The 25,457-nt window shown below is 31.9% G+C and carries 26 protein-coding genes, 1 pseudogene and 1 other annotated feature; of the genes and pseudogenes, 3 read left to right on the top strand and 24 right to left on the bottom strand.

The annotated features are described in order from the left end of the window. Positions 1–179 precede the first annotated feature (179 nt). The 8 genes from ade to H8S00_RS12590 all read right to left on the bottom strand — a co-directional run bounded on the left by ade (position 180) and on the right by H8S00_RS12590 (position 10,081). Positions 180–1,898 (bottom strand): adenine deaminase, encoded by a 1,719-nt coding sequence (ade, locus tag H8S00_RS12625; protein ID WP_118590105.1) that lies wholly within the window; start codon positions 1,896–1,898, stop codon positions 180–182. Positions 1,899–1,913: 15 nt separating this feature from the next. Next, positions 1,914–2,096 (bottom strand): hypothetical protein, encoded by a 183-nt coding sequence (locus H8S00_RS12620; protein WP_118590103.1) that lies wholly within the window; start codon positions 2,094–2,096, stop codon positions 1,914–1,916. A 72-nt stretch (positions 2,097–2,168) separates the two neighbouring features. After that, on the bottom strand, positions 2,169–2,486 hold the full coding sequence (locus tag H8S00_RS12615) for a helix-turn-helix domain-containing protein (RefSeq protein ID WP_366459934.1): 318 nt from the start codon (positions 2,484–2,486) through the stop codon (positions 2,169–2,171). Positions 2,487–2,517: 31 nt separating this feature from the next. Then, complete coding sequence (locus H8S00_RS12610) at positions 2,518–3,669, bottom strand: HNH endonuclease domain-containing protein (RefSeq protein WP_118590101.1); 1,152 nt, start codon at positions 3,667–3,669, stop codon at positions 2,518–2,520. A gap of 90 nt (positions 3,670–3,759) precedes the next feature. Continuing rightward, positions 3,760–7,899 (bottom strand): glycosyl hydrolase, encoded by a 4,140-nt coding sequence (locus H8S00_RS12605; RefSeq protein ID WP_186840664.1) that lies wholly within the window; start codon positions 7,897–7,899, stop codon positions 3,760–3,762. Positions 7,900–8,137: 238 nt separating this feature from the next. Next, positions 8,138–8,584, bottom strand: coding sequence for a M14 family metallopeptidase (locus H8S00_RS12600; protein WP_118590097.1), 447 nt, complete (start codon positions 8,582–8,584; stop codon positions 8,138–8,140). A gap of 191 nt (positions 8,585–8,775) precedes the next feature. Beyond that, positions 8,776–8,928, bottom strand: a complete 153-nt coding sequence (locus tag H8S00_RS12595; protein ID WP_158576910.1) for a hypothetical protein — start codon at positions 8,926–8,928, stop codon at positions 8,776–8,778. An 85-nt stretch (positions 8,929–9,013) separates the two neighbouring features. Beyond that, positions 9,014–10,081, bottom strand: a complete 1,068-nt coding sequence (locus tag H8S00_RS12590) for an ATP-binding protein (RefSeq protein WP_243053113.1) — start codon at positions 10,079–10,081, stop codon at positions 9,014–9,016. Positions 10,082–10,214: 133 nt separating this feature from the next. On the opposite strand from H8S00_RS12590, the gene H8S00_RS13895 reads away from it, so the two are divergent. The 3 genes from H8S00_RS13895 to H8S00_RS12575 are packed head-to-tail and all read left to right on the top strand — an operon-like array spanning position 10,215 to position 13,315. Further along, complete coding sequence (locus H8S00_RS13895; RefSeq protein ID WP_021952055.1) at positions 10,215–10,784, top strand: hypothetical protein; 570 nt, start codon at positions 10,215–10,217, stop codon at positions 10,782–10,784. A gap of 39 nt (positions 10,785–10,823) precedes the next feature. Further along, positions 10,824–12,221 carry an MBOAT family O-acyltransferase gene (locus H8S00_RS12580; RefSeq protein ID WP_118590236.1) on the top strand — a complete coding sequence of 466 codons (1,398 nt, stop codon included), beginning with the start codon at positions 10,824–10,826 and terminating at the stop codon, positions 12,219–12,221. 11 nt (positions 12,222–12,232) lie between these two features. Then, positions 12,233–13,315: a DHHW family protein gene (locus tag H8S00_RS12575; RefSeq protein WP_118590234.1), complete on the top strand. Its 1,083-nt coding sequence runs from the start codon at positions 12,233–12,235 to the stop codon at positions 13,313–13,315. Here H8S00_RS12575 and H8S00_RS12570 read toward each other — a convergent pair. The 16 genes and pseudogenes from H8S00_RS12570 to H8S00_RS14120 form a co-directional block, all read right to left on the bottom strand. After that, positions 13,283–13,717 (bottom strand): annotated as a pseudogene (locus tag H8S00_RS12570) (Ig-like domain-containing protein); the annotation flags it as partial. The gene H8S00_RS12575 and the pseudogene H8S00_RS12570 sit on opposite strands and share 33 nt — an antisense overlap. Before the next feature lie 88 nt (positions 13,718–13,805). Next, positions 13,806–14,774: a DUF3878 family protein gene (locus H8S00_RS12565; protein WP_118590244.1), complete on the bottom strand. Its 969-nt coding sequence runs from the start codon at positions 14,772–14,774 to the stop codon at positions 13,806–13,808. A gap of 12 nt (positions 14,775–14,786) precedes the next feature. After that, the gene (locus tag H8S00_RS12560; protein WP_118590230.1) at positions 14,787–15,683 is read right to left on the bottom strand and encodes a hypothetical protein; all 897 of its coding nucleotides are present in this window, start codon (positions 15,681–15,683) and stop codon (positions 14,787–14,789) included. Positions 15,684–15,846: 163 nt separating this feature from the next. Next, positions 15,847–16,308 carry an NUDIX hydrolase gene (locus H8S00_RS12555; RefSeq protein ID WP_118590228.1) on the bottom strand — a complete coding sequence of 154 codons (462 nt, stop codon included), beginning with the start codon at positions 16,306–16,308 and terminating at the stop codon, positions 15,847–15,849. 14 nt (positions 16,309–16,322) lie between these two features. Then, the gene (locus H8S00_RS13985; protein ID WP_279220129.1) at positions 16,323–16,454 is read right to left on the bottom strand and encodes a hypothetical protein; all 132 of its coding nucleotides are present in this window, start codon (positions 16,452–16,454) and stop codon (positions 16,323–16,325) included. Positions 16,455–16,551: 97 nt separating this feature from the next. Further along, positions 16,552–17,022, bottom strand: a complete 471-nt coding sequence (locus H8S00_RS12550) for a gamma carbonic anhydrase family protein (RefSeq protein ID WP_084812579.1) — start codon at positions 17,020–17,022, stop codon at positions 16,552–16,554. A gap of 29 nt (positions 17,023–17,051) precedes the next feature. Next, a complete protein-coding gene (locus H8S00_RS12545; RefSeq protein ID WP_158576914.1) occupies positions 17,052–18,044 on the bottom strand; it encodes an N-acetylmuramoyl-L-alanine amidase in 993 nt (330 codons plus the stop codon). A gap of 415 nt (positions 18,045–18,459) precedes the next feature. After that, positions 18,460–18,594 (bottom strand): UvrD-helicase domain-containing protein, encoded by a 135-nt coding sequence (locus H8S00_RS12540; RefSeq protein WP_021952044.1) that lies wholly within the window; start codon positions 18,592–18,594, stop codon positions 18,460–18,462. A gap of 12 nt (positions 18,595–18,606) precedes the next feature. Beyond that, the gene (locus tag H8S00_RS12535; protein ID WP_021952043.1) at positions 18,607–19,236 is read right to left on the bottom strand and encodes a non-canonical purine NTP pyrophosphatase; all 630 of its coding nucleotides are present in this window, start codon (positions 19,234–19,236) and stop codon (positions 18,607–18,609) included. A gap of 232 nt (positions 19,237–19,468) precedes the next feature. Next, positions 19,469–19,696: a type II toxin-antitoxin system MqsA family antitoxin gene (locus tag H8S00_RS12530; RefSeq protein WP_040447328.1), complete on the bottom strand. Its 228-nt coding sequence runs from the start codon at positions 19,694–19,696 to the stop codon at positions 19,469–19,471. A 2-nt stretch (positions 19,697–19,698) separates the two neighbouring features. Further along, positions 19,699–20,007 carry a DUF4258 domain-containing protein gene (locus H8S00_RS12525; RefSeq protein ID WP_186840662.1) on the bottom strand — a complete coding sequence of 103 codons (309 nt, stop codon included), beginning with the start codon at positions 20,005–20,007 and terminating at the stop codon, positions 19,699–19,701. Between the two features lie 73 nt (positions 20,008–20,080). After that, complete coding sequence (locus tag H8S00_RS12520; RefSeq protein ID WP_021952040.1) at positions 20,081–20,446, bottom strand: hypothetical protein; 366 nt, start codon at positions 20,444–20,446, stop codon at positions 20,081–20,083. A 311-nt stretch (positions 20,447–20,757) separates the two neighbouring features. Continuing rightward, entirely contained in the window at positions 20,758–22,458 is a 1,701-nt protein-coding gene (locus tag H8S00_RS12515) for a carbon starvation CstA family protein (protein WP_021952039.1), read from the bottom strand. 79 nt (positions 22,459–22,537) lie between these two features. Beyond that, positions 22,538–22,794: a binding site (T-box leader), on the bottom strand. Positions 22,795–22,918: 124 nt separating this feature from the next. Beyond that, entirely contained in the window at positions 22,919–23,665 is a 747-nt protein-coding gene (locus H8S00_RS12510; protein WP_021952038.1) for a copper homeostasis protein CutC, read from the bottom strand. Positions 23,666–24,367: 702 nt separating this feature from the next. Further along, entirely contained in the window at positions 24,368–24,844 is a 477-nt protein-coding gene (locus H8S00_RS14125; RefSeq protein WP_366459926.1) for a PDDEXK nuclease domain-containing protein, read from the bottom strand. 2 nt (positions 24,845–24,846) lie between these two features. Then, a complete protein-coding gene (locus tag H8S00_RS14120) occupies positions 24,847–25,455 on the bottom strand; it encodes a DUF1016 N-terminal domain-containing protein (RefSeq protein ID WP_021952036.1) in 609 nt (202 codons plus the stop codon). Positions 25,456–25,457 lie beyond the last annotated feature (2 nt).

Here is a 25,457-nt window from a genome sequence, read left to right as displayed (position 1 = left end):
TAACTAACCCAATTTCACAGACAGCCACTTCTTATTGTTCATTAATTTAATACCACAGCTACTATATAGCCTAATACTATCGCAACTATCCATGAAACTCACCTCCGTTAACTTTTTTTACTATTAGAGTTTAACACTCTGAATTTTCTTTTTCAACCTAACGTAATTTTGTTTTTTCACTATTTTATAAACTTTTGTTCCACTACATCAAACAGTCCTATATCCGTTATTTTTACTTCTGGTATAACCGGTAATGACATAAAACACAATGTCATGGTTGGTTCTACATTAGGATTTACCTTAAGCCTATCATAAGCAATATTATGAATTTTTGTTAATTTATCCCTAACCCACTCACCGCTTTTATCGCTCATTAATCCTGCTATTGGAAGAGGCATGGATTCTAAAACCTCTCCGCCATCTACCACAACAATGCCGCCTTCTAATTCTATTAACTTAGATACTGCAAATGCCATATCTTCATTATTAGTTCCTACTACAATTATGTTGTGGGAATCATGTGCCACTGTTACTGCAACGGCTCCTGTCTTTATTCCATAACCTTCTATAAGTGCCGTTGCCACGTTGCCTGTCATCTGGTGTCGCTCAACTACTGCCACCTTTGCCACATCAATATTTTTATCAAACTTAAAATCTCCATCTTCCCCACGATTAATTTTCATTACCTTTTTCTTTGTAACAACGCTATCCGGCAAAATTCCTATTACCGTAGCCTTGTCAGATTCTAAATGCATTTTTAGTTTGTCAATGGAAAAATCTTTTACTTTAACACTTCCTGCCACCTTTTGGATTCCAATATGCTTTGTGTCTGCCAAATAGTTGCCCTTATCTGCCACCAGATTTCCTTCAATCCAAACCTTGTCAATTTTGAATTTTTCCAAATCATCCACTAAAACAATATCTGCTTTTTTGTTTGGTGCAATGGCTCCCCGGTCATCTGAGTGGAAACATTCCGCTGCATTAAGAGTTGCCATCTGCACAGCTGTAATAGGGTCAATTCCATTTTCAACGCATATACGAAGTTTTTCGTCCATATCTCCCTTTTCAAAAATTGTCACCGGCTGTAAATCGTCGGCACAAAGAATGCAACGTCTGGAATTTTGTTCATTTACCCCTTTAAGCAACATAGGAAGCTCTCTACAGGCAGAACCATAACGTAGCATAACGTACATTCCATTTCTAAGTCTCTCATTAAGTTCCTCCAAGGAACCGCTTTCGTGGTCTGTATGTATTCCTGCTGTAACATATGCAGACAAATCATCCCCTTTAAGCCCCGGAGAATGACCGTCTATCAGCTTTCCTGCCTGATGACAAAGACTGATTTTTTCAATGACTTCTGAATCTGTGTTTATTACTCCCACAGTGTTCATAAACTCTCCCATGCCAAATACTTTATCCTGATTAATAACTTCACTAATAGCCTTTGAATCCACAACTGCTCCTGCATGTTCCCATGGTGTACATGGCACGCAGGATGGAAGCATGTATTTAATATTAAGGGCTGCATTTTCCCCTGCCTTTACCATATAATCAAAGCCGTCCATACCACATACATTCACTATTTCGTGAGGGTCTGCAATAATGGTGGTAGTTCCGTGAGGTACTACCAAACGGCTGAACTCTTCCGGAGAAACAAAGGATGATTCAATGTGAATATGACTGTTAATAAATCCCGGTAGGGCATATCTGCCTTCTGCATCCACTTCTTTTTCTCCACTGTAATTTCCCACTGCTGCTATTTTTCCGTCTGAAATGGCAATGTCTCCTTCAATAATTTCGTGGGTAAACACATTAACTATTTTACAGTTTTTTATTACCAGATCTGCCGGCTGTCTTTTTGCGGCAATGTTGATTCTTTTTTTGATGTTATCATGCATATAATCTTCTCCTCTTTATATATAATTGTTTAACATTTCTTCCACTAAATCTCTTATTTCCCCTGCTACCTCTTCACAATATTGTTTTTTCAAACCGGCATTAACACCTACTTCTGTTAATTCCTTTACTCCCGGATTTCTGCCATTCCCTGCTACCGTTGTAGTATGCTCTCCATAGTAGGTATTGCTATAGGTCAAATCATATGCCGGGCTAAGCCGCCAAGTGCTAAGGTTCCAACAGGACGTTCATTATAAAATACATTTATTATTTCACTTGTTTTCATTAATTACCTCCTGAATGTTTTTGTATGGAACCTGTGAAAATATTTCCCTTAATTCATTAACCACATCCAATGCCGTTGCTATTCTTGTTAAACTTAGCAGTGAAATCTGCCCTGTGGTTTCAAAACGTTTTATGGAGCCATAGCTTACTCCACTGATTTCAGAAAGTTTTTTTTGGGAAATACGACGCCTTTTCCTTATATTCTTAAGTCTGTCTGCAATTTTCAAATTAATTTCTTCAGGGGTTTCCCATATATAATTTTGCATCAAGTTGTCCTTCTCCTTTATGGATAATATTTTATCCATTTCCCGTGTCAAACATTATGCCTTCCTCCTATTAACTGATTTTATTTTCCCACACGCTGTATCCCTGAGTTAATGCTGATTCATAAATGGGATGTAGTCTTTTATAAAGAACCTGGCTAAAATTATCCGGTTCAATCCCTTCTATGTACAATTCGTCTAAAGGCCATATTGAATTAAGATTATATCTTTTACAATCGTTAAAAAGCCGCCCTGCATATTCATTACTATGAACTGTTCTATTTAACAGATATTGCCGGTGAGCAAAGCCCCCGTAGTAGTTTTCCCATTGGGGAAGTCTGTTGTTTTTGGCAGAATTAAGATTTCCCTTGACAGGAACCAAATTCCAAAGCTCGTCATTTGCCACGTAAGACCAGGGGATAAAGTGGTCAATATCGTATTCGCCATTAAGGGGAGCGTTAGAATAAATATCACTAAACTCACCGCCATTTATTTCCATTACACAATCCCAAAGCTTTCGGGCTTTTTCAAGCCTGCGTTTTTTATCCTTTTCAGGCTCCAACTTATATATAATGCCAGGCACACCGGGATTTCTGTCCTGAAGATATTTTAATTTTTTCATCTTAATCCAGCCACGAATTGTTACCATATTATCAATGAAAAAGCTTCTCCAAGAGTTATTTATTATGATTTTTTTGTTCAATCCTGTCCCCTCTTCTATTTTATATGGCAGACATTCTTTTTTATCCACCATATCGAAATATGTTATCAGGTGTTTCCTCTTGTCCCACAAAGGATCATTTCCCTTAATCTCTTCAATAAAGGGTGACAATATACGATAAGGCACGTTTTTTGCCAAATCCATCATCTCTTTTTTAACACAATGTCTGTTGGATTTTATCTTTTCAATTATGATATCTCTAGCCTCATCATTTTTAATATCCACAGCCTGTCCCAACTTGTTGACAGCCCGTTCTAAAATATCTGAACTGCTTCCGTCCTTGTTTTTAGGACCAAGTCTTAAGTGATATTCACTAACTGCATACCATGCATCTGCTATCATGCCTGCAAAAATTTCAAGAAATGTTGGTGTTTCCTCTCCTCTTGCTACTAGCTGCATTATGGAATCTAACCAGAAAAACTTGTAACACTGCGTGGTATTATCCAGCATTTTTGAGAATTTCTTTACGTTTAGACTGCAATAATATTCTATTAAATTTTCCATGGCGTGCCCTCCATCAGTATGATTCTATGCAAGATATTTATGTGTTGAAACCGGTCATGCATTATATTTTTTTACACAACCGGCTTTTTATTATTTATATATTTTCTCTGTATATTCAGGTGTCACCTTGGTTAATATGGTGTTATATAGATATTTATGTCCATCTATTGTTGGCATCATACAATTATTATACAACTGTTCTGCTATTTCATACACTGAGTAATCTATTGCATTACTGTACACTATTTCTCCGTCTTCTAACACAGCATAGGCTCTTGCTTTATACTCTGCAGTATATGCCTCTTTGCTATTTGCACCATACGTCATAGTTTCTACATACGTAGTTGTATTATCTGTTTTTTTCCAAATGCCCTTTTGTGTTGTATTATAACTCCTTACAAACTGACCCTCCATTCCAATTTTCAAATGGTCAGATGTTATTCCTGTTTTTTTCCCATTATATTTTAACAGACCATAAATCAAACCAAACTTAGTTACTTTTTTATTATTAATACTGTCAGTTACTTTTGCCACTATTTTCATTCCACCAATTTTGGTATTTATACAAACTCCCTCTATTTTTATTAAGCCTTCTAATTCTGCAGTTGTCTCCTGATTTACTTTAGTTTCATTTACAGTTGTTGTTTCTTCCGATATATTTGTATTTTTAAACAATATCGTAACGCTTTCTTTGTTATAATAATCCACCACCTTTAGTGTGTGGTATCTGCCACTTGACAGGTCAGCATCAGATATATTTACAAAGGCTCCAGCCTCCGGTGTCATATTTTTGTCATCCCATGTCACTGATGAAAACTTTGCTGCAAGATTTAATCCTACATAAACCTTTCCTGCCTCGTACTTTATCAATACCAATTTTGTTTCACCGGCTATTACGCTATACTCCAATGAATCATTGCCTATTACTTTTGACCATGTAGTATTACCTGCAGGTTTTGTAGTTGTCGCATTTTCCTTAGTTGTTGGTACTACTATTGATTCGTCCGGATTGCCTGGTGCATTTGTTATCTTTTTAAATCCTTTTTCAGATACTGTTCCGTGTTCACTAATTATATTAAATGCAAACACTATGTATTTATCCTTATATGAAGTCAAATCTATATCCTTTGACCAATACCCATTATTTTTACCAAGTTCCTGTCCTATATATCCTGCAATACTGTCATTATTATAGGCTTCTGTTGCCTCCTCTATAGTATCATATATGTGATATAAAACTATTATGTTGGAAGCACTGTCATTTAACGCTACAAATGTTGCCTTATATCCATTCATTGTCATATAAAGATTGTCATTGATATAACAGTCCCCGGCTGATGCCCAACATGCATACAATGTTATGTTTCCATATACATCACTGTCTATTTTTTCTATTTTGTTTGAATATGATGCATCTGTGTACCACCCCCTAAACACACTGTTTTCTTTTCGTGGTGTTGGCAGGTCTATGGTTTCACCATACACATATGAATTTACCATGTTGTTACATGTGCCACCATTTAACTGATAAGTTATATTATATTTTCCTCTGTCATAATATATTTTCAAATGTGTTCCTCCAGATTTTATGGTTCCTTCCAACACACTCTTTTCCTTATTTATAATATAACCTTTTTTCTCTGTTGGTGTTATCTGCACTTTTTCATTATTTTTACCATACTGTATGTCAGTTCCTGCCAAGTCATACTGACCACTTACATTTTGCACATAATACTCTACATAGTATTCCTGTCCCTTCATCTGGCTTTCTGTTCTTATAGTCATCTGGTTTGGTGCTGCGCTAAATTTTGCTCCATCAGAAAACTGTACTGTTTTTATTTTACTGTCTGCATTATACACTGCGTAAGTTTTCTCGCCATTTGAATCTTTAAACACCATACTTAACTCTGTATTTGAAGTAATGCCTGTCTCAGGTGTTCCTGCCTTTTGCAATGATTTTATAAATTGATAAATATGTGCATTTGTCTCACCATTTTCCGGTGTTGATCCACCCCATCTGTCAAATCCTCCGTCAGGATCAGCCATAGCCAGATACTCACTCCATATATCGTTCCATGATTTTGAATTGCCTTTATTTTTCAGTGTTTCTATACTGTTCTTTATGTATTCCTTGTTTGTGGCAAGATAATATGAACCTGCTGTTATAGGCAAAAGCTGAATTCCCTGAACCATGGCAGGATCTGCTGAAAACCATGTTGCATAGTCATATTTTCCACTCCATACAAGAGAGGCCATGTTGTTTTTTATCTGATTTGTTCCCTGTTTTACATACTTACTGTCCAGCACATCCTGATCAATATCAAACCAATATGAATTGATGGCAGACAATTCTGTTGTATATAAATAGATTCCCAAATCTTTTATTTTCTCATTGTCACTTGCCATTCCGTATAAAATCACTCCATACCAGGCATTCATTGCCTCAGATGTTGACTCCTGATTGTTTCCACTTTCAGGATCTTCAAATCCTGATGCCCATGAGTGGCCCTCAAAAGGCGAAAAGTTTCTCATATATGGATATCTTGAATCCTTGCTGTTTTGCTTTGTACATGCTATATCGTCAATTAATTCTTCTATAACCGGTGCATATTTTTTAATCCACTGTTTATCTCTTAATCCCACCTGTGCTGCTGCTGCAATAAAATATCCATAATGAAAATGATGATCGTTCATCTGGTCAATGGAATTATAAGATGATGGGAAACTAAACAAAGAACCTATGCCATCATCATAGGCAAAATACTTTCCATCTCCATCGCCTGAGTATGTAAACCAGTCTTCCAAAGATTTTTCCATTGCCCTTAAAATACGTTCACTGCTTTCAGTATCATTTACATCCTCTGCTGCCGCCAACATATTTGATGCACGATTTAATTGCTTTCCATACGCATATGGGTCTCCATTAGTTTCATCTACGCATAATTCATAATTACCATTTATCGGCATTTTTGATGTCATGTATTCATTTACATATTCTTTTAATTTGCTTTTGTCATTGTCTGCTACTCCTGTTACAAAAGGAAGTACACCTGAATATTTAAGTTCTGTTGTAAATGATGAACCCTTTACAAACTTTACTGTTCCTCTTAAGGTTCTTGCTGTATTTTTCATGTATGAAATATTTGTCTTTATATTTTTGTACTGATGTGGCATTATGCCCATTATTGTTCCATCAACTGTGCTTTCGCTTTTTTTATCAACTGTATAAATGTATTTTGTAGACACAGTTGAAACCTGCTGATTATATGTGTATTCAGCTTTTGTGTCTGTTATAAAATTGTAAGCATATGCTTTATATTCCTTTGCAATTGCCAATGCTTCTGCATCACTTCCGTCTGACTCAGTAAGCCATGCCATTGAAAAATAAGCTTTCTGCTCTGATGAAAATTCTATATTAATATTTCCAACACTACTTGAACTGTTGTCTGTCTGTGTCAGTGTTGTTCCCTTTGGCAGATATATTCCATAATAATCATATTTTGGATAGCCGTTTTTTTCATCAGTGTCATCATATACTTTTAGAACTACATATGACGAATTTTTAAGAGTTGTACCATCATAATAAATAATCTTTGAATCAACATCTTTTCTGTATTTTGCAACTGTCAGCTTTTTGCTGTTCTTTAATGTAAAAAATCCAAAAGGACTTCCCTGTACAATTGTTGTTTTCAGATATTGACTGTTATCATTTTTGTTTTCCAAAACCACATCATATGTCCAATCAGATATTTTATCTACCTTTGCATTTTCCGTGGAAAAGTCCGGTCTTACGGAAAAATCTGTATAATCTCCATTTGTAGTAAGAGTCATAACGCAATATGTAGAACCAATTCTTGTACTTGGCTTTGATATCCACATACCATCTTTCGCAGCTTTAAATGCCAATGGATAAGTATACATGCTACCGGAATACTTATTATTTCCATTAAAATTCCACATTGCAGATGTTCCCCAGTTATTTGTATCAAAAGCTCCATTGTTATTATCATAATTATCTGTTGTAAATCTTGTTACATTGCTATTACTTTTAGATGGCAGTTTTGATGCATCACTTTGCAACGCCTTTGGCAATCCTTCTGCAATACTTCCACTTCCCATATATTTTGTCTGTTCTCCTTTTACTGTAAATAAATTTGGCACTGATATCCCTCCAAATGCCATTGACAAACATACAATTACACATACTATTTTTTTTAATGCTTTACTCATAAATATCTCTCCTCTAAAGAACTATTAACATTTTTCAAAAAAAGCAACTCTATTATCAGTTATAAAACAAACTTAAATATAGTACAAGATGCTTGTTTTTAAAATTTATATGCATTTTTCATCTTATATCACTATTTTTTTTCCATCTTGAAAGGGCTAAACTTCATAATAACAGGTCGTTGTCTGAACATCTGACTTTTTGCTTATAACTTCTTAACCTTAAAAGTTATTGTTTACTTTATGAATACATCTTTGCCACTGCTATCAATACGTTTTTATTTGTTCTGTATATTTTTTTAAATTCACTATTTTTTACAGGTGCAGGCATTGGACCTGTTTCCAATGTGCAGTTTAATATATTTCTATCATCCAGATAATCACTGAATGTTCCATACTGCGTCTCACCACTTATTATGTGGGTATATTTTGTCACGGAATAAAGCATATTACTAAGTTTTGTATGCTTTCGATGGTACATAACTTTACCTGCCTGATGATAACAAATTACTACATCAGGTTTCACCTTTTCCACAACAAATATCTGTGCCTTTGTTTCCGGTGTCGTAATTGCTTCCTGATGTGCTGTTGTTACATCAACTGTTGTTGTCTCCGCTTTTACCTCCGTAAAATTAATTCCCAGCGCAACTACTCCCATTAACATTAGTAACTTTAGCGTTTTTTTCATCCGTTCCTTCCTTCCAATTTTCCGCTTGCTATTATGATGATACAATTATACTATATAATGTCTGATAATTTTATTCTTTTTTACATTTTAGCCGTAATATTTTCGATGCAATACCGTGTTCATATATATTTTTTTAATAAAAAAACTACCAACCTTCGCACCAGAAAGCAGGTAGTTTATACTTAATATATTTAAACAGTTAAGCCCAAAATTGCATTGTCATACAAAAATTGCTTTAACTTCTTCATTTTCATTCCGCAATATATATTTTCATCTAGTTTCTTCTTTGCCAAGAACAAATTCTGTTCTGGCAATAAATGAAATTTATCTTTAAATTTTGACATTGTAATATCCCCTTCTCTTTTACTATATCACATTTGAACAGCTTGCATGTGTCTTTTATAACTCATATGTTTCTGTGCAACAAACTTAATATAACTCCTTTAATTCTATCAACTCTACATTGCTTCTATTTTTGTTTTTAAATCCGGATTTAGAAATAAATACATATTTGTAGCAATTTAATCCCGCAGCCTCTACCTGCTTTATTTCCTTATCTATTATTTCATCTGTAATTGGTTTATTTTTGAATTTAACTTCATAAAAAACATATCCTTTTTCATCTTCAGTTACAACATCAAATTCACCATTGTTATGTTCTTTAGGATTGTCATAGTAATATTTTCCTATCTTCTCAATAACCGGCTCAATCTCTCCCTTTCTGTTTTTTCTAATCAGATACTGGCGACATATCGACTCAAACATATGGGGAACATACTGTTCTTCAAAATCTTTTTCTATATATTTTTTATAAAATACATTGGAATCCATAATATTCATCTGAGATGAGTATTTAAAGATATACTTGTAATAAAATAACGAAAGATTATCAGAAATATAATATCCTGTCTTTCTTTTATTGTTTTCATCATTTATGGGACTTGTTTTTATAACCACTTCCATCTTCATTAATTTGTCAAGCACGTCCACGAGCGTTGGTCCGCTAGAGACATGAGATTGTGATAATATGTCACTATATTTGTGATACCCTTTTGCTAACGCTTCAAAAACTTCATTTACATTTACTATTTTTGAAATTTCAGAATTTAAATACATTGATACTTCATTTTCCAATCTTGCTCCCGGCGAAGCAATAAGTTCAATAATGTTCTCTTTTACACTCTTAGAATCGTCCACTAATCTGTTATAATATGGTATACCTCCAAACACAGAATAAATTCTTACTCTATCCTCTTCTGAATATTTAGGATAAAACAATGAAGACTCATAGTAATCCATCTGTCGCAAGTTAATCGTCAAATCAACTCGTCCATATAAAGGATTTGAATGTTCTAAAAGTGACCTCATTACATCAACATACGAACCTAATATTATCAGCGATAATTTAGATTTATCTCTATACTTGTCAATTAATGCCTGCAATATACTGTCCATACCACTAACTGATTCCCTTATATATGGGTACTCATCCAACACCAAAATAATCTTCTCTTCTACAGATAATTCAAAAATGTATTTAAGTACAGTTTCTATATTTGTAAAACCTAATACTTTTTCTGGAAATTCTAGTAAAAATGTGATAGAATTTTGATAATAGGAGGAAAAAGAAATGAAACAAAAAAAATTTTTTATAATAGGTTTGATATTATTAGCAGCTATCTCATTTATAATATTCATACTAGTATCAGGTAGTGGTAACAAAGGTAGTGGTAACAAAGGTAATGTTGAAACACCAAAAGCCATTAATGACATTAATGACGTTATTAATACTATAAATAAAAATAACAAAAATGTTTTACCCGAACTTGAAACTATGAAAGTAGATATAAAGAATATTGATGAAGTTACTAGTTATACTGGATTAAAAACAAATGATGGAATCGAATCAATTGTTGTATCAGAACCATTGATAACAGCACAAGCTTATTCAGTTGCTATTGTTAAGGTTAAAGACAATGCTGATGTAGAAAAAATTAAACAAGAGATGTTAGATAATATTGATATGAGACGTTGGATTTGTGTTTCTGCAGAACAATTATATATCACAAATAGTGGTAATGTAATATTTTCTGTAATGGCTGATAAAGATGTTGCTAAAGCAGTATATAATGATTTTAAGAAATATGTAAATAATAATATTGGAAAAGAATTAGAAAAATCAAATGACGAAGAAAAATAATGAAGAACCTTTTAAGGTGCCTTTTTAAAGGAGGATAAGATGTTATTTAGTAGTATTAGTTTTTTATATTATTTTTTACCAGCATTAATAATTATATATTTTATAACACCTAAAAAATATAAAAATATTATTTTATTAATTGCATCTTTATTATTTTATCTTTACGGAGAACCTAAATATGTTTTTTTAATGATTGCAGAAATTATTATTGCTTATATAGGTGCTATTTTAATTGATAAATATAAAAATCAAAGTGAAAATATATTAATAACAACTTTAATTATACATATATTTTTATTAATAATATTTAAATATACTGATTTTATCATACAATCAATTAATGATATATCTAATGCTAATATTAAATTATTAAATATTGCATTACCAATAGGAATATCATTTTATACATTTCAAATTATGAGTTATCTTATTGATGTATATAATGGTAAAGTTAAAGTTCAAAAAAACATTATAAATTTAGCAACTTATGTGTCTTTATTTCCACAGTTAGTCGCAGGACCTATTGTTAGATATCAGACAGTAGAAAAAGAATTAGATGATAGAGTACATAGTTTTAATAATTTTTCATATGGTATTAGAAGATTTTCTATTGGACTTGCTAAAAAAGTATTAATAGCTAATGCTTTGGGAGAACTTTGCACTAAAGCTTTTGCTCTAAATGAAACAACCGTAATATTTTATTGGATATTTGGTATAAGTTATATGCTACAGTTGTATTTTGATTTTTCAGCTTATAGTGATATGGCTATTGGTCTTGGAAGAATATTTGGATTTCATTTTCCTGAAAACTTTAATTACCCATATATATCAAAAAGTATAACTGAGTTTTGGAGAAGATGGCACATCTCTCTTAGTACATGGTTCAAAGATTATGTTTATATTCCACTTGGAGGCAATAGAGATGGTAAATATAAACAAATAAGAAATATTTTAATAGTATGGTTATTAACTGGAATATGGCATGGTGCTAATTGGACTTTTTTAATATGGGGATTATTGTTTGGAATTCTTCTTATAATAGAAAAAATATTCCTTAATAAATTTATGGAAAAATTACCTTCTTTTATAAGAAGAATATATGTATTATTTATTGTTATGATATTATTTGTTATATTTAATTCTGACAATATGTCAGAGGCTTTGATTAATATTAAAGGGTTATTTGGTATGAATGGAGAGGTTTTTATTAATGATTATACACTTCATTATTTAAAGAGTTATTTACCAATATTAATTATTGCTATATTTGGGGCTACTCCTTTTATTAAAACATTAATAGATAAATTAAGAAAAAATAAATATCTAAATAACATAATTAATATTTTAGAACCAATTTTAATAGTTATAATATTATTTGTTGTTACTTCTTATCTGATAGATAATTCATATAATCCATTTTTATACTTTAGATTTTAAGGAGGTTATACATGAACGATAAAACTAAAGATATAGTTGTAACTTTAGTATTTCTTTTTACTATAATTTCGTTATTTTTGATTAATGTTACAATAAAAGATACTGATATTTCTATAGCAGAGAGAAGAAAACTTGCTACCATGCCAGAATTAACTACTAAAAGCTTGTTTGATGGTACATATTTTAAGAAATTTGATTCCTATGTTACGGATCAATTTATCAAAAGAGATACTTTTAGAAAAATTAAAATAGATATAGAATTATCTACTAAAGGTGAATACAACAATTTATATATGTATGATGATTATATTGTTGAAGAAATATTTCCTTTAAATACTAATTCTATTAAAAATTTAACAAATAAGATTAATTATATAAAAAATACATATTTGAATAATAATAGTAATATATATTATACTATTATTCCTGATAAAAATTACTTTGTTAATAAAGGTAATTTAAAACTTGATTATAATAAATTACAAGATATGATGAAAAATAATTTAACAAATCTTAATTATATAAATATATTTGATAAATTAACACTTAATAATTATTATAAGACAGACACTCATTGGAAACAAGAAGATTTATTTAATGTCGCAAATACTATTGCTAATCAAATGAATTTTGATATAACTAATAACAATGTTGAAAATACAATTACTACTTTTAAGGGTAGTTATGCTGGTAGACTATCAGTAACTAAAGATATTGATACTATAAAAACTATATCTAATCCATCTATTGATAATAGTAGTGTGTATAATTATGAAACTAAAAAATATACAAAAATATATGATTATGATAAAATAAAATCATTAGATAAATATGATATATATTTATCAGGAGCATCTTCTATTATAGATATTGTTAATCCTACTTCAAATAGTAATAAAGAATTAATTGTTTTTCGTGATTCTTATGGCAGTAGTTTAGTTCCTCTATTAATAGATGGTTATAGGAAGATTACTGTTATTGATATTAGATATGTTTCTTCAAAGATTCTGAATAATTATATAAAATTTGATAATCAAGATGTTCTTTTTATGTATAGTATATTATCTATAAATAATAGTTTTTCTATGAGATAAGGAATCTTTTTTGGTAACTAAAACTCCTTTTGAACTAATCTTTGCATATTTTTTATTATTGACAGACCATTTTACAGTTTTGTTAGTAGCATCGGAATTTATAGTTATTTTAATCTTTGTTTTATTACCTGCTTTTATAGTCTTTGGTGCCTTTAATGTTATTTTTTTTACTAAAATTCTATTTATTTTTAATTTTATTGACGATGTAATATTGCTGCCATCTGTGGTCTTTGCAAATATAGTTACTGTCTTACCAGCTCCTGCTTTCTTTGCAAAAACATTACCATTTGAATCCACAACTGCGTATTTACTATTACTACTTGACCATAATAATTTTGTGGTTGTAGCATCATATGGCAAAATAATTGGAGACAATTTTATCTGCTTTCCAACGTTGATACTATAATTATTCTGTAAGTCTTCTGTCTTTTTATTATGTTATGTATTTGCAATACAATAATTGTTTAATACTTCTGTTTCTTATTTTACTTTATTTTATTTCCTGTATTTCTACTTTTGTGTTTATCAGGCTTTTCTTCCATATCATAAGATACACTTTGTATTCTATGGAATCAGTTGCCACAACAAAAGGCTCTTCCACGAATATCTCTGACTTTATCTTTTTGTGTTTTAACTTGTTCTGAAGTTGCTTTGCCCTTGTCAAAATCTTCTTATGCTCATTGTCTGCAGCTTTTCCAAACTTTCTTGTTGGATAATTCTTTGTTGCTTCTGTCATTTTTTCCATAAGACTTTCCACAACTTTTCTGTGAGACTTTCTATGTAACATAGTTGCTATAACTTTTGCAAGCTTTCTGTTCTTAAACTGCTTATATAAAACAAGAACCTGATAAAGCATTTTGTCCTGCTGCTCTCTTGCCACCTTAAGCATAACACTGATTGTCTTGTCTGTTGGCTCCCACGGATTGTCCCTTGGCACAAGATACTTCTCAGGCACCGAAGGATAAAAGCAATAATTAAGCGGTGGAAAATCTGTAAGATTAGCCAGCTCTTTCTCCAAATCATTACAATACTTTTCTCCCAAATAATCAAGTTTATCTCTGAGAATTGAAATTTTGTATTCAAGCTGTCTTAAATATTCATAACCTTCAATCCAAAAATGTGCAGTTCTTCCGTAATTATACAAATTAACTTCAAAACTAACATCCTCAAAAAATACAGTACACACCGAATCTTTCTGATGCACAACCAAAACATATTCACCATTTCCTGTACTGTCATTTTTTTGAACTATCAGGGATGTATTAATCTCTCCCTGATAGTCCTTTATATATTCTCCTGTAATTCTTGCATTTTCAAATACAATAAAACTTTCAACCGCATCATTCATAAGATAAATAACTTTAAGCCTGTTATCATCTACCTTATCTGACACAAGTTCAAACTGATTCTGTTCTATTAAATTATCTAACTTTTCAAAAATATCTTCTCTTTTGCTCATAATCAATCTTTATCAACCCCAGCCCGGAACTTTTTTAAACAACATCTTCCTGCCCCAGCTTGATTTCTTTTTACTTAGGTAAATCCAACCTTTCTTTCCTGATTTTGTTTTTACATAAGCATAAGCATTAATTGGCTTTTCCTCTCCGTACTTGCCCTGTGGACGTTTTGCCACATTCTTCATTGGTTTAATTTTTATGATTTTAATCTTGTCACCTTTTTTGACTGTAAATTTCACCTTTGACTTCTTTGATGCTTTTTTGTAAACCTTAATATTACTCTTAGCCTTATACTTATACTTCTTTGAACTTCCTACAAGATTATATGTTCCTGTAGTTGTTATAATCTTGTTATTCTGTAATTTCAATGGAATGTTAGCATAAAAACAGCCAATTGGCAATGAATATGGTGTATCTACCACAATATTAAATCTGCCGTTGCCTTTTACATTGCTAAAAGAATACTCTCTTGTATAATTCAAAGCCTTGTTTTTATCGTTATCAAATTCTACAATTGACGCACCATTCCATCTCTGAAATGAACTGTAATCCATAACATCCGAATAGCCTCCAATCTGCAAATTCAATTCCAAAGTATTATCACTACTGTCAATATCAAGAACCGTATACTTAGCCCAAGTGTCTGTTAACTTCTTAGTGTAAACATTCTTATCATTTATAAACAAACTTACACTATTAAAGAAGTCATTATCATCTTTATTAACCTGAGTTGTGTACTTAATCTTCTCCGCCTGCCCATCTCCATTCAAGTCAAAATAATAATCCTTGTTCAGTTCAAGTGTCTGGTTAGTTGCTGCGTAAACATTGACATTGCTAAGCAAAAATCCTGCTGTAAAAGCAAAAAACAATGCTCCAAAGATTGATAAAGATTTTTTTAAATTTCCTTTCATGATCTTGTCCTCCTGTTCATACACTTATAACTTGATTGTACTATTGTTTCGGGAGAAATCAATATGGATTTTCTTTTTTCGTGGTTGTGACAATTGAAACGTTTTCATCTTTATTTTATCATAAATATTTTTTAGAAGTATTTCTCGAATATTTTATGATTTTTTAATAGATTTGCACTGCCTTTTCAACCAATTTTTCATTTTCATAAACAAGCTTTAATGTAAAAAATCTTTCTTCATTATCAAGCAACAACTTTAGAAAAATAGCATCCCCTTCCCATGTTGGAAGTTTAGGCACTTCCGTCTTGCTTACCCATTCCAATTCTCCCTCGTCGCAGGTAATAATCTCTCCACGAAAATCGTCCGATGTAAAAAGGCACATCATTTCAGGCTCACAGTCATCACTTACAAAAGTTAGCAAACCTCTAAACTTATACGCCAACAATTCCAAGCCTGTCTCCTCTTTTACTTCTCTTAAAAGACATTCCTCAGGGCTTTCATTTCCTTCTGCGTGACCGCCTACGCCAATCCACTTATCCTTATTAATGTCATTTTCTTTTTTAGTTCTATGTAACATTAAATATTTTTCATCTTTTTCTATGTAACACAAAGTCGTAACTTTCATCCAAAAATCCACCTCTAAAACCAGCTAAGAATTATTACCACAAACGCCAATATTGCTATTGCACCAAACAGCTTAAGTGATTTCATCAACTCTTTATATGTTAAACTATCTTTTAATAAAATATCTTCTTTGGTTAATGATTCCATTTTCATTGTCCTTCTAATTTTTATTAAAAAACAAATATCCAACATGCAAAGTACCAAGCATATAATGCCTAAGATTGTTCTTATTGTTACTAGCATTCTACTTTACCTCCTGCATCATTAATTTCACATATTCTTCTGCATTCTCTCTATTGTCTTCTATTTCTGCTTCGGTAAGATTTCGGATAACTTTAGCAGGATTACCAAATGCCATTGAATTGTCAGGGATTTCCATTTTTCCCGTTACTAAAGCACCGGCACCAATAATGCAATTCTTGCCTACTTTTGCTCCATTCAGAAGAATGCTTCCCATTCCAATAACTGTATTGTCGCCAACTGTACAACCATGAACTATGGCGTTATGACCTATTGTTACCCCATTGCCAATGGTTAACGCAAAGCCATTACCTGTGTGCAATGTGCAATTGTCCTGCACATTAGAATTATCGCCTATTGTTATTCCTTCCATATCACCACGAACTACCGCATTGTACCAAATCCCAACATTGTTGCCTATTTCAACATTTCCTACAACGTGTGTTCCCGGTGCTAAAAATATATTTTTGTTCAAAATTCTTCTCCTTTACAACAATTATATACTTATTTCTTCTTTTTAAGCTTTCCTGTTTTCTTACTAAAAGTATATCTTTTTCCTTTGATTTTCTGTTTGCCTTTAAGCATGCCTTTTGTCTTTGAAAAATAGTATTTAGCATTTTTGTATGTTACCCAGCCGTTTTTTCTTTTTCCACTTTTCTTGAAGAAATAACTTTTCACTCCGTCTGTGTAAATCTGATTAGTTACTACAACTCCGTTACCTTTTGCCAAATAACTTTTACCACTAATAGTAAACCAACCGCTTGTCATTTCTCCAGTCTTCGGATTCAGATAAAATTTGTTTCCTGCTTCTTTAAAGAAACCTTTATTCATAACGGCTGTTTTGTTGTTAAAGTGATACCACTTTCCGTCTTTTTTTACCCAGCCTGCTATTTTATTTCCTTCCTTGTCAACAAAATATGTCTTGCCTGAAATTATCTGAAAATCACCTTCGGTGTTTTTTGCACTAAGCTTGTAATAATTAATAATGCCCTTTGCATCTGCACTTAACCTTTTTGCCAAATGATTTCTTGCTGTAAGGCAATCGCCTAGCTTAAGTTTTTTAACGCACTTGCTATTAGTTCTTGTCATATAAACAGTTACATCTGAATATTTATTTAAGTAATTTCTACAAACCTTGCCAATGTCCAAATTAACATCCTCTTCTTTTAATCCATTGCCCCTTGCACCTATATGCTTCTTGCAATGTCCCGGATCAAGCAAAATAACCTTAGACTTGACTGGATTCAAAGTTGACTTTTTAATATTTGATGCTTTGGTAGTTTCCTGTGGCTTTGTAGTTTCTGCGAGCTTAGTTGTCTCTGTAGTTTTTGTACTTTCAGATGGCTTAGTTGTTACTGCTTCTACGGATGTTGTAACCTTCTCTCCTGAAACCTCAGCCTTTGTCTGAGTAGAAAATGTAGCTATGCTCATCAATGTACATATCGATAAAATTCCAAGTGCATATTTTATTGTTTTAAATATTTTGATGTTGTTCATGTTCATACCCCTTTGTATTATCTCTTATTTTTCCACTTTTTCAGTATAACATATGCACTGTTGTTTTCAATTAACTTCTTTTCCATCTATTGCATTCTTTACATCCGTTTCAGCGTAATGTCCTGATAAAACTATCTTTCCTGCATCTTTTCCGTCAAAAGAGAATGTGGTAGCTGACTTTCAGGTTATCTGCCATCAAAATAATCTAACAACATCTGTAGTTCTTCGCTTCTTCCAATATTATAATACTACAGCAATAGCGAATTAAACTGTTCAATATATTTATCCATAATAGTCATAATACCTGCACCTGAAGAAATCAAAATCTTATTTTCAAGCAATAAACCGGTTCGTTTATTACCATTCCAGAAGAAGTGTCCTCTTGCTCCCCATATAAATGTAACACAATTTAGTTTTATGCAAAAACTGTAGTCTTTCCACTTCCGGGTACAGCTAAAAGCAGTGTAGGCTTTTCGACGCTCTGCACTGCTTCTAACTGTTGTTTATTTAGATTTATATTAAATTTGGTTATAAATTCCTGTAGTGTCATGATATTTTTCTCCTATTTAATCCCCAAGGCTTCCTTCAAAAATCCTACTATTCTCTTTTCATACTCACCATATATTATATTTTCCTTACTTTCAGTATCACTGCCATCAACAAAATATCTTCCTGTTTCTCTACTAACCGACAGAGAATCAAGTGGCCATCCCTCAAATCTTTTAGAGGACGCTTTATCTATCATATAAAAAGCGCCTATATTTTTTGCTGACTCTCTATCCATAAATGACGAAATCATACCATTGTTATATACAGCTATACCGTCCAGATAATAGGCAGACACCTTTCCGCCAAGCTCCGCTATAAGGTTTGAATAATACTCAATCATTTCTTCATCTGATAATCTGCTCATTCCCATTGGAGTTCTGACATTTAATCCCGGTTGTCTCTCATCTTCTAAACTTAGTTCCTCAAAATATAATCCTGAATCATTACAAATCACCCTATCAAAATATTTGCCATAATATCTTGCTTTGCATATTGCATTTTCTTCCGGCGTTTTTCCTGTCTCATCCGGTTCATCTTTTATTTCTAAATCTTTTAATGTTATAAATTCTATATTATAATTTTCTAACAATTTAGAAAACCTCTTTACCTTTGACGGATTAGTTGTTCCCAGTAGCACTTTCATCTTTCTCACCTTTGTAAATTACTATAATATAATTTTAGTTTTCATATGAAATACTTTCCTTTTTAGATAACCAACATGCTTTTTTGCAAAACCCCCTGCACACCATGTATGCAGGGGTAATTTCTTATAATTATATCACTTACCAGTATATTAATTACTTGTTAGCAATCGCTGCCTGAGCCGTTACATATCATAGGCTTACTACAGCCACTCCTCTTTCTGCTTTATCTTTTTATGCTACCTTTGAATAATCTAAAACGGCAATTTCCTGCATCATTTGCTTTGCTAGGTTAACCATTTTTTCTAACTGCTCAGCAACTTCATCTGTGTAATACTTTTCTCCACACTGCTCACATTCTTCACAAGGAACATTTTTAATTACAATTATACTATTTTTGTAATTAACAACATGAGTTGTAGTACTTTCTTTTACTGTATCACATTTACAAAACATACACATAACTATTTCCTCCTTGTCTTTAAATCTTTTTCAAACTTGATTGTATTTGGAAAGTATGCTGTAATAATATAAATATATTTTCCATCACTTCCAGCAACAACATGTATTATTTTATCATTTATAGTATATCCAAAAATTAAACAACTAGGATGTGGAAAATCATCTGGATAATCTTCAATTATTTCACCTTCCAAAGCACATTTTTTAACATCTGCTCTTGAAATGTCTCTTTCCTGCATCCTCTCCAAACAATGTGCAGACCATCGAATAGCGTTTTCTGAAATATACTTTTTTAATTCATCTATTTGCACTTTAACACCTCTTTCCAAATAAGTCTACGACTTTTGTTCTATATTTATATTATACTTATCCGTGTGTTAAATATCAATTAAACATTTTTTCTTTTCTCCCCCTTTGGTGCACAATAGTAATGCTATATTCTGTAGCTGAAATATATAGTTCAGGAATCCACTGTTCGCCCTTGTTTTCAACTAATATATCTTTAAACTCACAATCCTCTTTGTCTACAAAATATTTTTTCATTATTTTGCTATGTTCCTTCTCTTCATCAGATATCAATAGGAAAACGCATCCTCCATCTTCTTCTAAGCTTCTTTCGATTCCGTAATTCAAATCTAATACATTCAATACTCTTTTTATTTCTTCTTCTACTGTTAAAGGAATATTATATGTTTTACAATCATTTAATAATTGTATATTTTGTTTTTTCGTCCAATATGTTTTTACCATCTATTTGCCTTTCTCCCTTTTTACCTGATTTCTATGCTGTACTACAACCTTTAAAATTGTTGTCGTCATAGTTATGGCAGATAGCATTAACTTGAATTTCTTATCATTCATCTATTAATTTCTTTCCCACAAAACAATGTTTGTGTATATAATATTAATCAAAATAATTCCTAGTCCTAATCCCACTATATATTCTTTCACGCAAATCTCCTTTTCAAAAAAATAAGGTGCTGTAAAAAAAGACTGTCATATTAACAATGATTTTCTATCATTTTAATATGACAGTCTTTATAACTTACTTACGTCTCATTTTATGCAACTTCTTTTTCTTCATTTTTTTCAAATAACTTCTTTACACCCTGTACGGCAACAATTACACCAAGGATTAAAAGTAATACTGCAAAGATTAACTGTAATGTATTTCCAAGTGATAATCCTGTTGTAGCAAATGCTCCACTTAATTTGTAAATTGTCATTCCAAGGGCTGTAAATGTAACTGCCATCATGAAGAACATTGGTACCCATAACATCCAACCCTGACGTTTTGTTTTCTTTAAGAATACTGCACAAGCTACTAAAGCAAGTACTGATAACAACTGGTTTGCTGAACCAAATAATGGCCAAATTTCTGCATAACCAACTTTTGCAAGTAAGAATGCAAGAACTAATGTAATAACTGTAGCAAAATACTTATTTGTTACTACCTTCTGGAATGGTGTCATATTATCATCAGTTACTCCTTCATCTAAGAAGAATTCCTGGAATGAAAGACGACCAATTCTTGCAACTGAGTCAAGTGATGTTAAAGCAAAAGCTGAAACAGCAAGGTTAATTAATGTAAATACTAAATTATGTGGTAAACCAACTGCTGATAAGAAGTTTGCAATTGCACCTGCAAAAATCTGTGGCTGTGTTGTTAAGCCCTGTGCTGCTGCTTCTCCTTTTGCAAATGAAGCAACTGCGATTAATGCGATTACACCAAGCATACTTTCCATAAGCATTGCACCAAATGATACAGGTAACATATTCTTTTCATTTTTAATTTGCTTTGAAGCTGTTCCTGATGAAACAAGTGAATGGAAACCTGATACGGCACCACATGCTATTGTTACAAATAAAATTGGGAACATATACTGTCCATCTACGTTGAAACTTGTAAATGCCTGTAAGTTACATGAAGGATTTGAAACAAATATACCTACAACTGCACCTACAATCATAAAAATTAATAAATAACTGTTTAAATAATCTCTAGGCTGCAATAATGCCCATACAGGAACTACACTGGCAATAAATATATAAGCGAATATAAAAAGATGCCATGTTTCTCTTGTTAAATAAACAGGGAAGTTTAAACCAATTACAACTGCTGCTACTAACATTGCAATTGCTATTACTGTATTTACCCATTTATTTAATTTTGCATATTTTAAAATCATTCCAAGTGCTACTGCTTCAAAAATAAATAAAATTGAAGTCATTGCTACTGCACCATTTGCTGAGATTTTTTCTACTGCCTGTCCTGCAACTTCAGGTACTGTAAATCCGTTAAATGTTCCGGCTACAACATCTGCAAATGCTGCAACTACTAAAATACAAAATAACCAACAGAAAAGTAAGAATAATTTCTTTCCTAATTTTCCAATATATTCTTCAATTATGTAACCAATTGTACGACCTTTGTTCTTAACTGATGCATACATTGATGCAAAATCTTGAACAGCTCCGAAGAACACACCACCTACAAGCAACCATAATAAAACAGGAAGCCAGCCAAAAACTGCTGCCTGAATAGGTCCATTAATAGGACCCGCACCTGCTATTGATGCAAACTGATGTCCAAATACTACATTTGTATCAGCCGGTACATAATCAACTCCATCCTGTAATTCATATGCCGGAGTTTTTGCATTAGGGTCAATGCCCCATTTGTTTTGAAGATAACGACCATAAAGAAGATACGCTCCTCCAAGTACTACAATCGCAATTACCATCATTAAGATTCCATTCATTTGTATTACCTCTCTTTTGTTATTATTTAGATAGTTTATTCTTTTATTACAAAAGAAAAAGCCTTCATTGTCTTACGACAACAAAGGCGAAAATATCAATTTCGTGGTACCACTTTGTTTGAAATAATTATTACTAATTAAAACCACTCATCACTGTCACATCCAACAGCTTCTTCTGTAACGTGAAGACTACGTCTCTGCCTACTCACTATAAAAAGTTTTGGGAGAGATGCTCCAGGGTGATGTTACAACAATTCTTTTCTTCCGATTCTCAGCTACCTCGGTTCTCTGTAATCAAGACACTTTATTGTAATGTATCCCTTTCTACGCAACTAACTATTACTTTTTACAAGCTCTGTTTTATCACTTATTATTAAATCATGCAACAATAAATTTATTATTTTTCTACAATTTAATTATTTAAACTATGTCCAAATTATTTGTATAATTATATTAAGCATTATTTTAATAATTTTAATATTTCAGCTGTTTTTCTTATATTTTTTTCGTCTGTTCTATAAATTTCATATTCACTTAACCCGGGAATTCCCATATTAACATCATCATTTCGATATTCCATTTTGCTGTTTTCTACAACCTTACCTGTCATATGAAAGCTTTTTGCCCCGGTTATTTTAGCTATTTCCTTAATATTATCTGAATTTACACCTGCACCAACTAAAATCTCTATATCACTTGATCTTTCAACTAGTTTTTTAATTAACTTTACACCTTCAATACAACTATTTTTTTGTCCTGAAGTCAATATTGTATCTACACCTAATTTTCTAGCGGTCTCAAATGCTTCAAATGGATTTTTGCACATATCATATGCTCTATGAAGAGTAACTCTGCATCCTGTTGCCATATTCATAATTTCCTTCATATATGCCTCATTCAAACTTCCATCAGGATTAAGACAACCTATAACAATGGCATTTGCTCCTTCTCTTGCAAATTTTTCACTTTGTCTGCACATTATCTCAAATTCTGATTCTGTATAGCAAAAATCTCCAAATCTTGGTCTTATCATAACATTTATTGGAATTTGAATTTTATTTCTTATTATTTTAAATAACTCTAAATCAGGCGTTGTTCCTCCTATAATAATATTTGAACATAATTCAATTCTAGTTGCCCCTCCATTAGTTGCCGCAATAGCTGATTCTACAGAATCCACGCATACTTCTAACACATAGTGATTCATTCTTTTTTCCTCTTTTTATAATATATTTATTTTTATTCATGACTATTATTAAAAACAGTTATCAAAACGGAACAATTTTTGTATTCCTTAAGTTTTACATCTTCGTCAATATATCTATTATACATAAAAGACAGCATATACACTATGCGTATTTAAATAATTACGCTTCTTAATGTTTATCCTAATTTCTTCCCTATTATTCGATATAAACTATATTATCTTACAATACCCTGATAACAACAAACGCCAAGAGTAAAACCTACTTTTTCTGTAGATTACTTCTTGGCGTTTTTTATTGTTATTAAATTGTCTTTCCCAGGTCTGACCTAATTAGTTTAACATAAAGATTTTTTTATTCATAAAACTGTAACTGCTAAAATTTTTTTATTTTCACAGTAGGAATGTGAAAATAATAGTTTTACAAAATGCACTTCCCGACATAATGTCGCAAAGTTAAAGTTTATTCTGCTAAACTTTTTGTTTGTTATTAAATCTTTATGGCTATATTTTACTCTATTAATATTGCAATGTCGAATTCTAGGGTGATCTATTTTTGTAGAAAAATACATCTACTATGGTTTATTTTTTAGAAATAATAAAAAAAAATGGTTGGGACACGGGGTCCCAACCTGATAATAACCTTTCCAAATATACATATGCAAAATGTAGTAACTCATTAGTATTTCTATACTTTAATAAAAACTACTCGTCATTTTCCTGTTGTTGCAAATAAAACATTGTTTTCTGATTTTCAATCTCTGCTCTTAATTCTTCCTCTGTTGGTAAGTATAACTTATATTTTGATGCAAAAAGCTGTTCATTACCATGAAGAATAGAATACTTTGCAATATCCTCATCTGTATCAGAACAGAGTACAATTCCAATTGTAGGATTGTCTCCTTCACTACGTTTAAGTTCGTCATACATCCGAATATACATATCCATCTGACCTACATCCTGATGTGTAATTTTCTGCGTTTTCAAATCTATTAGTACAAAACATTTGAGAATATAGTTATAGAAAACAAGATCAATATAATAATCCTGCTTTTCTGTATGAATATGTTGCTGTCTTGCCACAAAAGCATACCCTTTCCCTAATTCCATCAAAAACTTCTGTAAATTTGACAAAATACTATTTTCTAAATCACTTTCAGTAAAACCTGTATTTAAAGCCATACCTAAAAATTCTGCAATAACCGGATTTTTATAAATTCTAACTTATCATTCTGATATTCCTTGGTTAGTTCATTCATTTCATTTTCTACAAGATCCTTCTTTTGAGTCTGAAGCATACGGTAATAGTACTGTGAAGAAACATTACGTTGTAATGTTCTAACACTCCATGCTTGTTGAAGCGCTTCTTTCTCATACCATTCACGTGCCTTTTCATCTTTTACTTGTAATAAAATGCGATAATGTGTCCATGATAATATCGGTTGAGATTTTCCACTCGCTGAGTGGAAAATCTCTGGATAAGTTTTATAAAATGAATAAAAATTGTATAGATTTGTTTTTGTAAAACCTTTTCCATACTCTGTTGATAATTCCTGAGATAATTTCTTTATTATCTTTGTTCCATACTCTGCCCGCTTTTCACCATGCAATTCCTCACTGGCGATTCGATAGCCCATCATCCAATTTCTCTGCACAAGAGTCATATTAACTGCCTGATGTGCAGCTTTCTGTGAGGATTCAATAATCTGTCGCATGTCTTTTAATATATCATCTGTCTCAATAAAATTATCCATAATACTATTTTGACCAGTGTTTATTAGTTTATTCTCCATAT

It is taken from the genome of Eubacterium segne (assembly GCF_014287775.1).
Taxonomy (GTDB): Bacteria; Bacillota; Clostridia; order Lachnospirales; family Lachnospiraceae; genus Eubacterium_G; species Eubacterium_G segne.
The sequence above is the reverse complement of the archived record's forward strand: the minus strand, read 5'-3'. Positions and strand labels throughout refer to the sequence as shown.

What these genes read in the sequence shown, in the direction of transcription:
- H8S00_RS13895 (WP_021952055.1), top strand. Translation starts at nt 10,215, where the DNA reads ATGAAACAAAAAAAATTTTTTATAATAGGTTTGATATTATTAGCAGCT.
- H8S00_RS14120 (WP_021952036.1), bottom strand. Translation starts at nt 25,455, where the DNA reads ATGGAGAATAAACTAATAAACACTGGTCAAAATAGTATTATGGATAAT.
- H8S00_RS12595 (WP_158576910.1), bottom strand. Translation starts at nt 8,928, where the DNA reads ATGTCAAAATTTAAAGATAAATTTCATTTATTGCCAGAACAGAATTTG.
- H8S00_RS12540 (WP_021952044.1), bottom strand. Translation starts at nt 18,594, where the DNA reads ATGACACTACAGGAATTTATAACCAAATTTAATATAAATCTAAATAAA.
- H8S00_RS12555 (WP_118590228.1), bottom strand. Translation starts at nt 16,308, where the DNA reads ATGAAAGTTACGACTTTGTGTTACATAGAAAAAGATGAAAAATATTTA.
- ade (WP_118590105.1), bottom strand. Translation starts at nt 1,898, where the DNA reads ATGCATGATAACATCAAAAAAAGAATCAACATTGCCGCAAAAAGACAG.
- H8S00_RS12510 (WP_021952038.1), bottom strand. Translation starts at nt 23,665, where the DNA reads ATGAATCACTATGTGTTAGAAGTATGCGTGGATTCTGTAGAATCAGCT.
- H8S00_RS12530 (WP_040447328.1), bottom strand. Translation starts at nt 19,696, where the DNA reads ATGTGTATGTTTTGTAAATGTGATACAGTAAAAGAAAGTACTACAACT.
- H8S00_RS12545 (WP_158576914.1), bottom strand. Translation starts at nt 18,044, where the DNA reads ATGAACAACATCAAAATATTTAAAACAATAAAATATGCACTTGGAATT.
- H8S00_RS12515 (WP_021952039.1), bottom strand. Translation starts at nt 22,458, where the DNA reads ATGAATGGAATCTTAATGATGGTAATTGCGATTGTAGTACTTGGAGGA.
- H8S00_RS12615 (WP_366459934.1), bottom strand. Translation starts at nt 2,486, where the DNA reads ATGGATAAAATATTATCCATAAAGGAGAAGGACAACTTGATGCAAAAT.
- H8S00_RS13985 (WP_279220129.1), bottom strand. Translation starts at nt 16,454, where the DNA reads ATGGAATCATTAACCAAAGAAGATATTTTATTAAAAGATAGTTTAACA.
- H8S00_RS12565 (WP_118590244.1), bottom strand. Translation starts at nt 14,774, where the DNA reads ATGAGCAAAAGAGAAGATATTTTTGAAAAGTTAGATAATTTAATAGAA.
- H8S00_RS12535 (WP_021952043.1), bottom strand. Translation starts at nt 19,236, where the DNA reads ATGAAAGTGCTACTGGGAACAACTAATCCGTCAAAGGTAAAGAGGTTT.
- H8S00_RS12580 (WP_118590236.1), top strand. Translation starts at nt 10,824, where the DNA reads ATGTTATTTAGTAGTATTAGTTTTTTATATTATTTTTTACCAGCATTA.
- H8S00_RS12610 (WP_118590101.1), bottom strand. Translation starts at nt 3,669, where the DNA reads ATGGAAAATTTAATAGAATATTATTGCAGTCTAAACGTAAAGAAATTC.
- H8S00_RS12575 (WP_118590234.1), top strand. Translation starts at nt 12,233, where the DNA reads ATGAACGATAAAACTAAAGATATAGTTGTAACTTTAGTATTTCTTTTT.
- H8S00_RS12600 (WP_118590097.1), bottom strand. Translation starts at nt 8,584, where the DNA reads ATGAAAAAAACGCTAAAGTTACTAATGTTAATGGGAGTAGTTGCGCTG.
- H8S00_RS14125 (WP_366459926.1), bottom strand. Translation starts at nt 24,844, where the DNA reads ATGGCTTTAAATACAGGTTTTACTGAAAGTGATTTAGAAAATAGTATT.
- H8S00_RS12605 (WP_186840664.1), bottom strand. Translation starts at nt 7,899, where the DNA reads ATGAGTAAAGCATTAAAAAAAATAGTATGTGTAATTGTATGTTTGTCA.
- H8S00_RS12520 (WP_021952040.1), bottom strand. Translation starts at nt 20,446, where the DNA reads ATGGTAAAAACATATTGGACGAAAAAACAAAATATACAATTATTAAAT.
- H8S00_RS12560 (WP_118590230.1), bottom strand. Translation starts at nt 15,683, where the DNA reads ATGAAAGGAAATTTAAAAAAATCTTTATCAATCTTTGGAGCATTGTTT.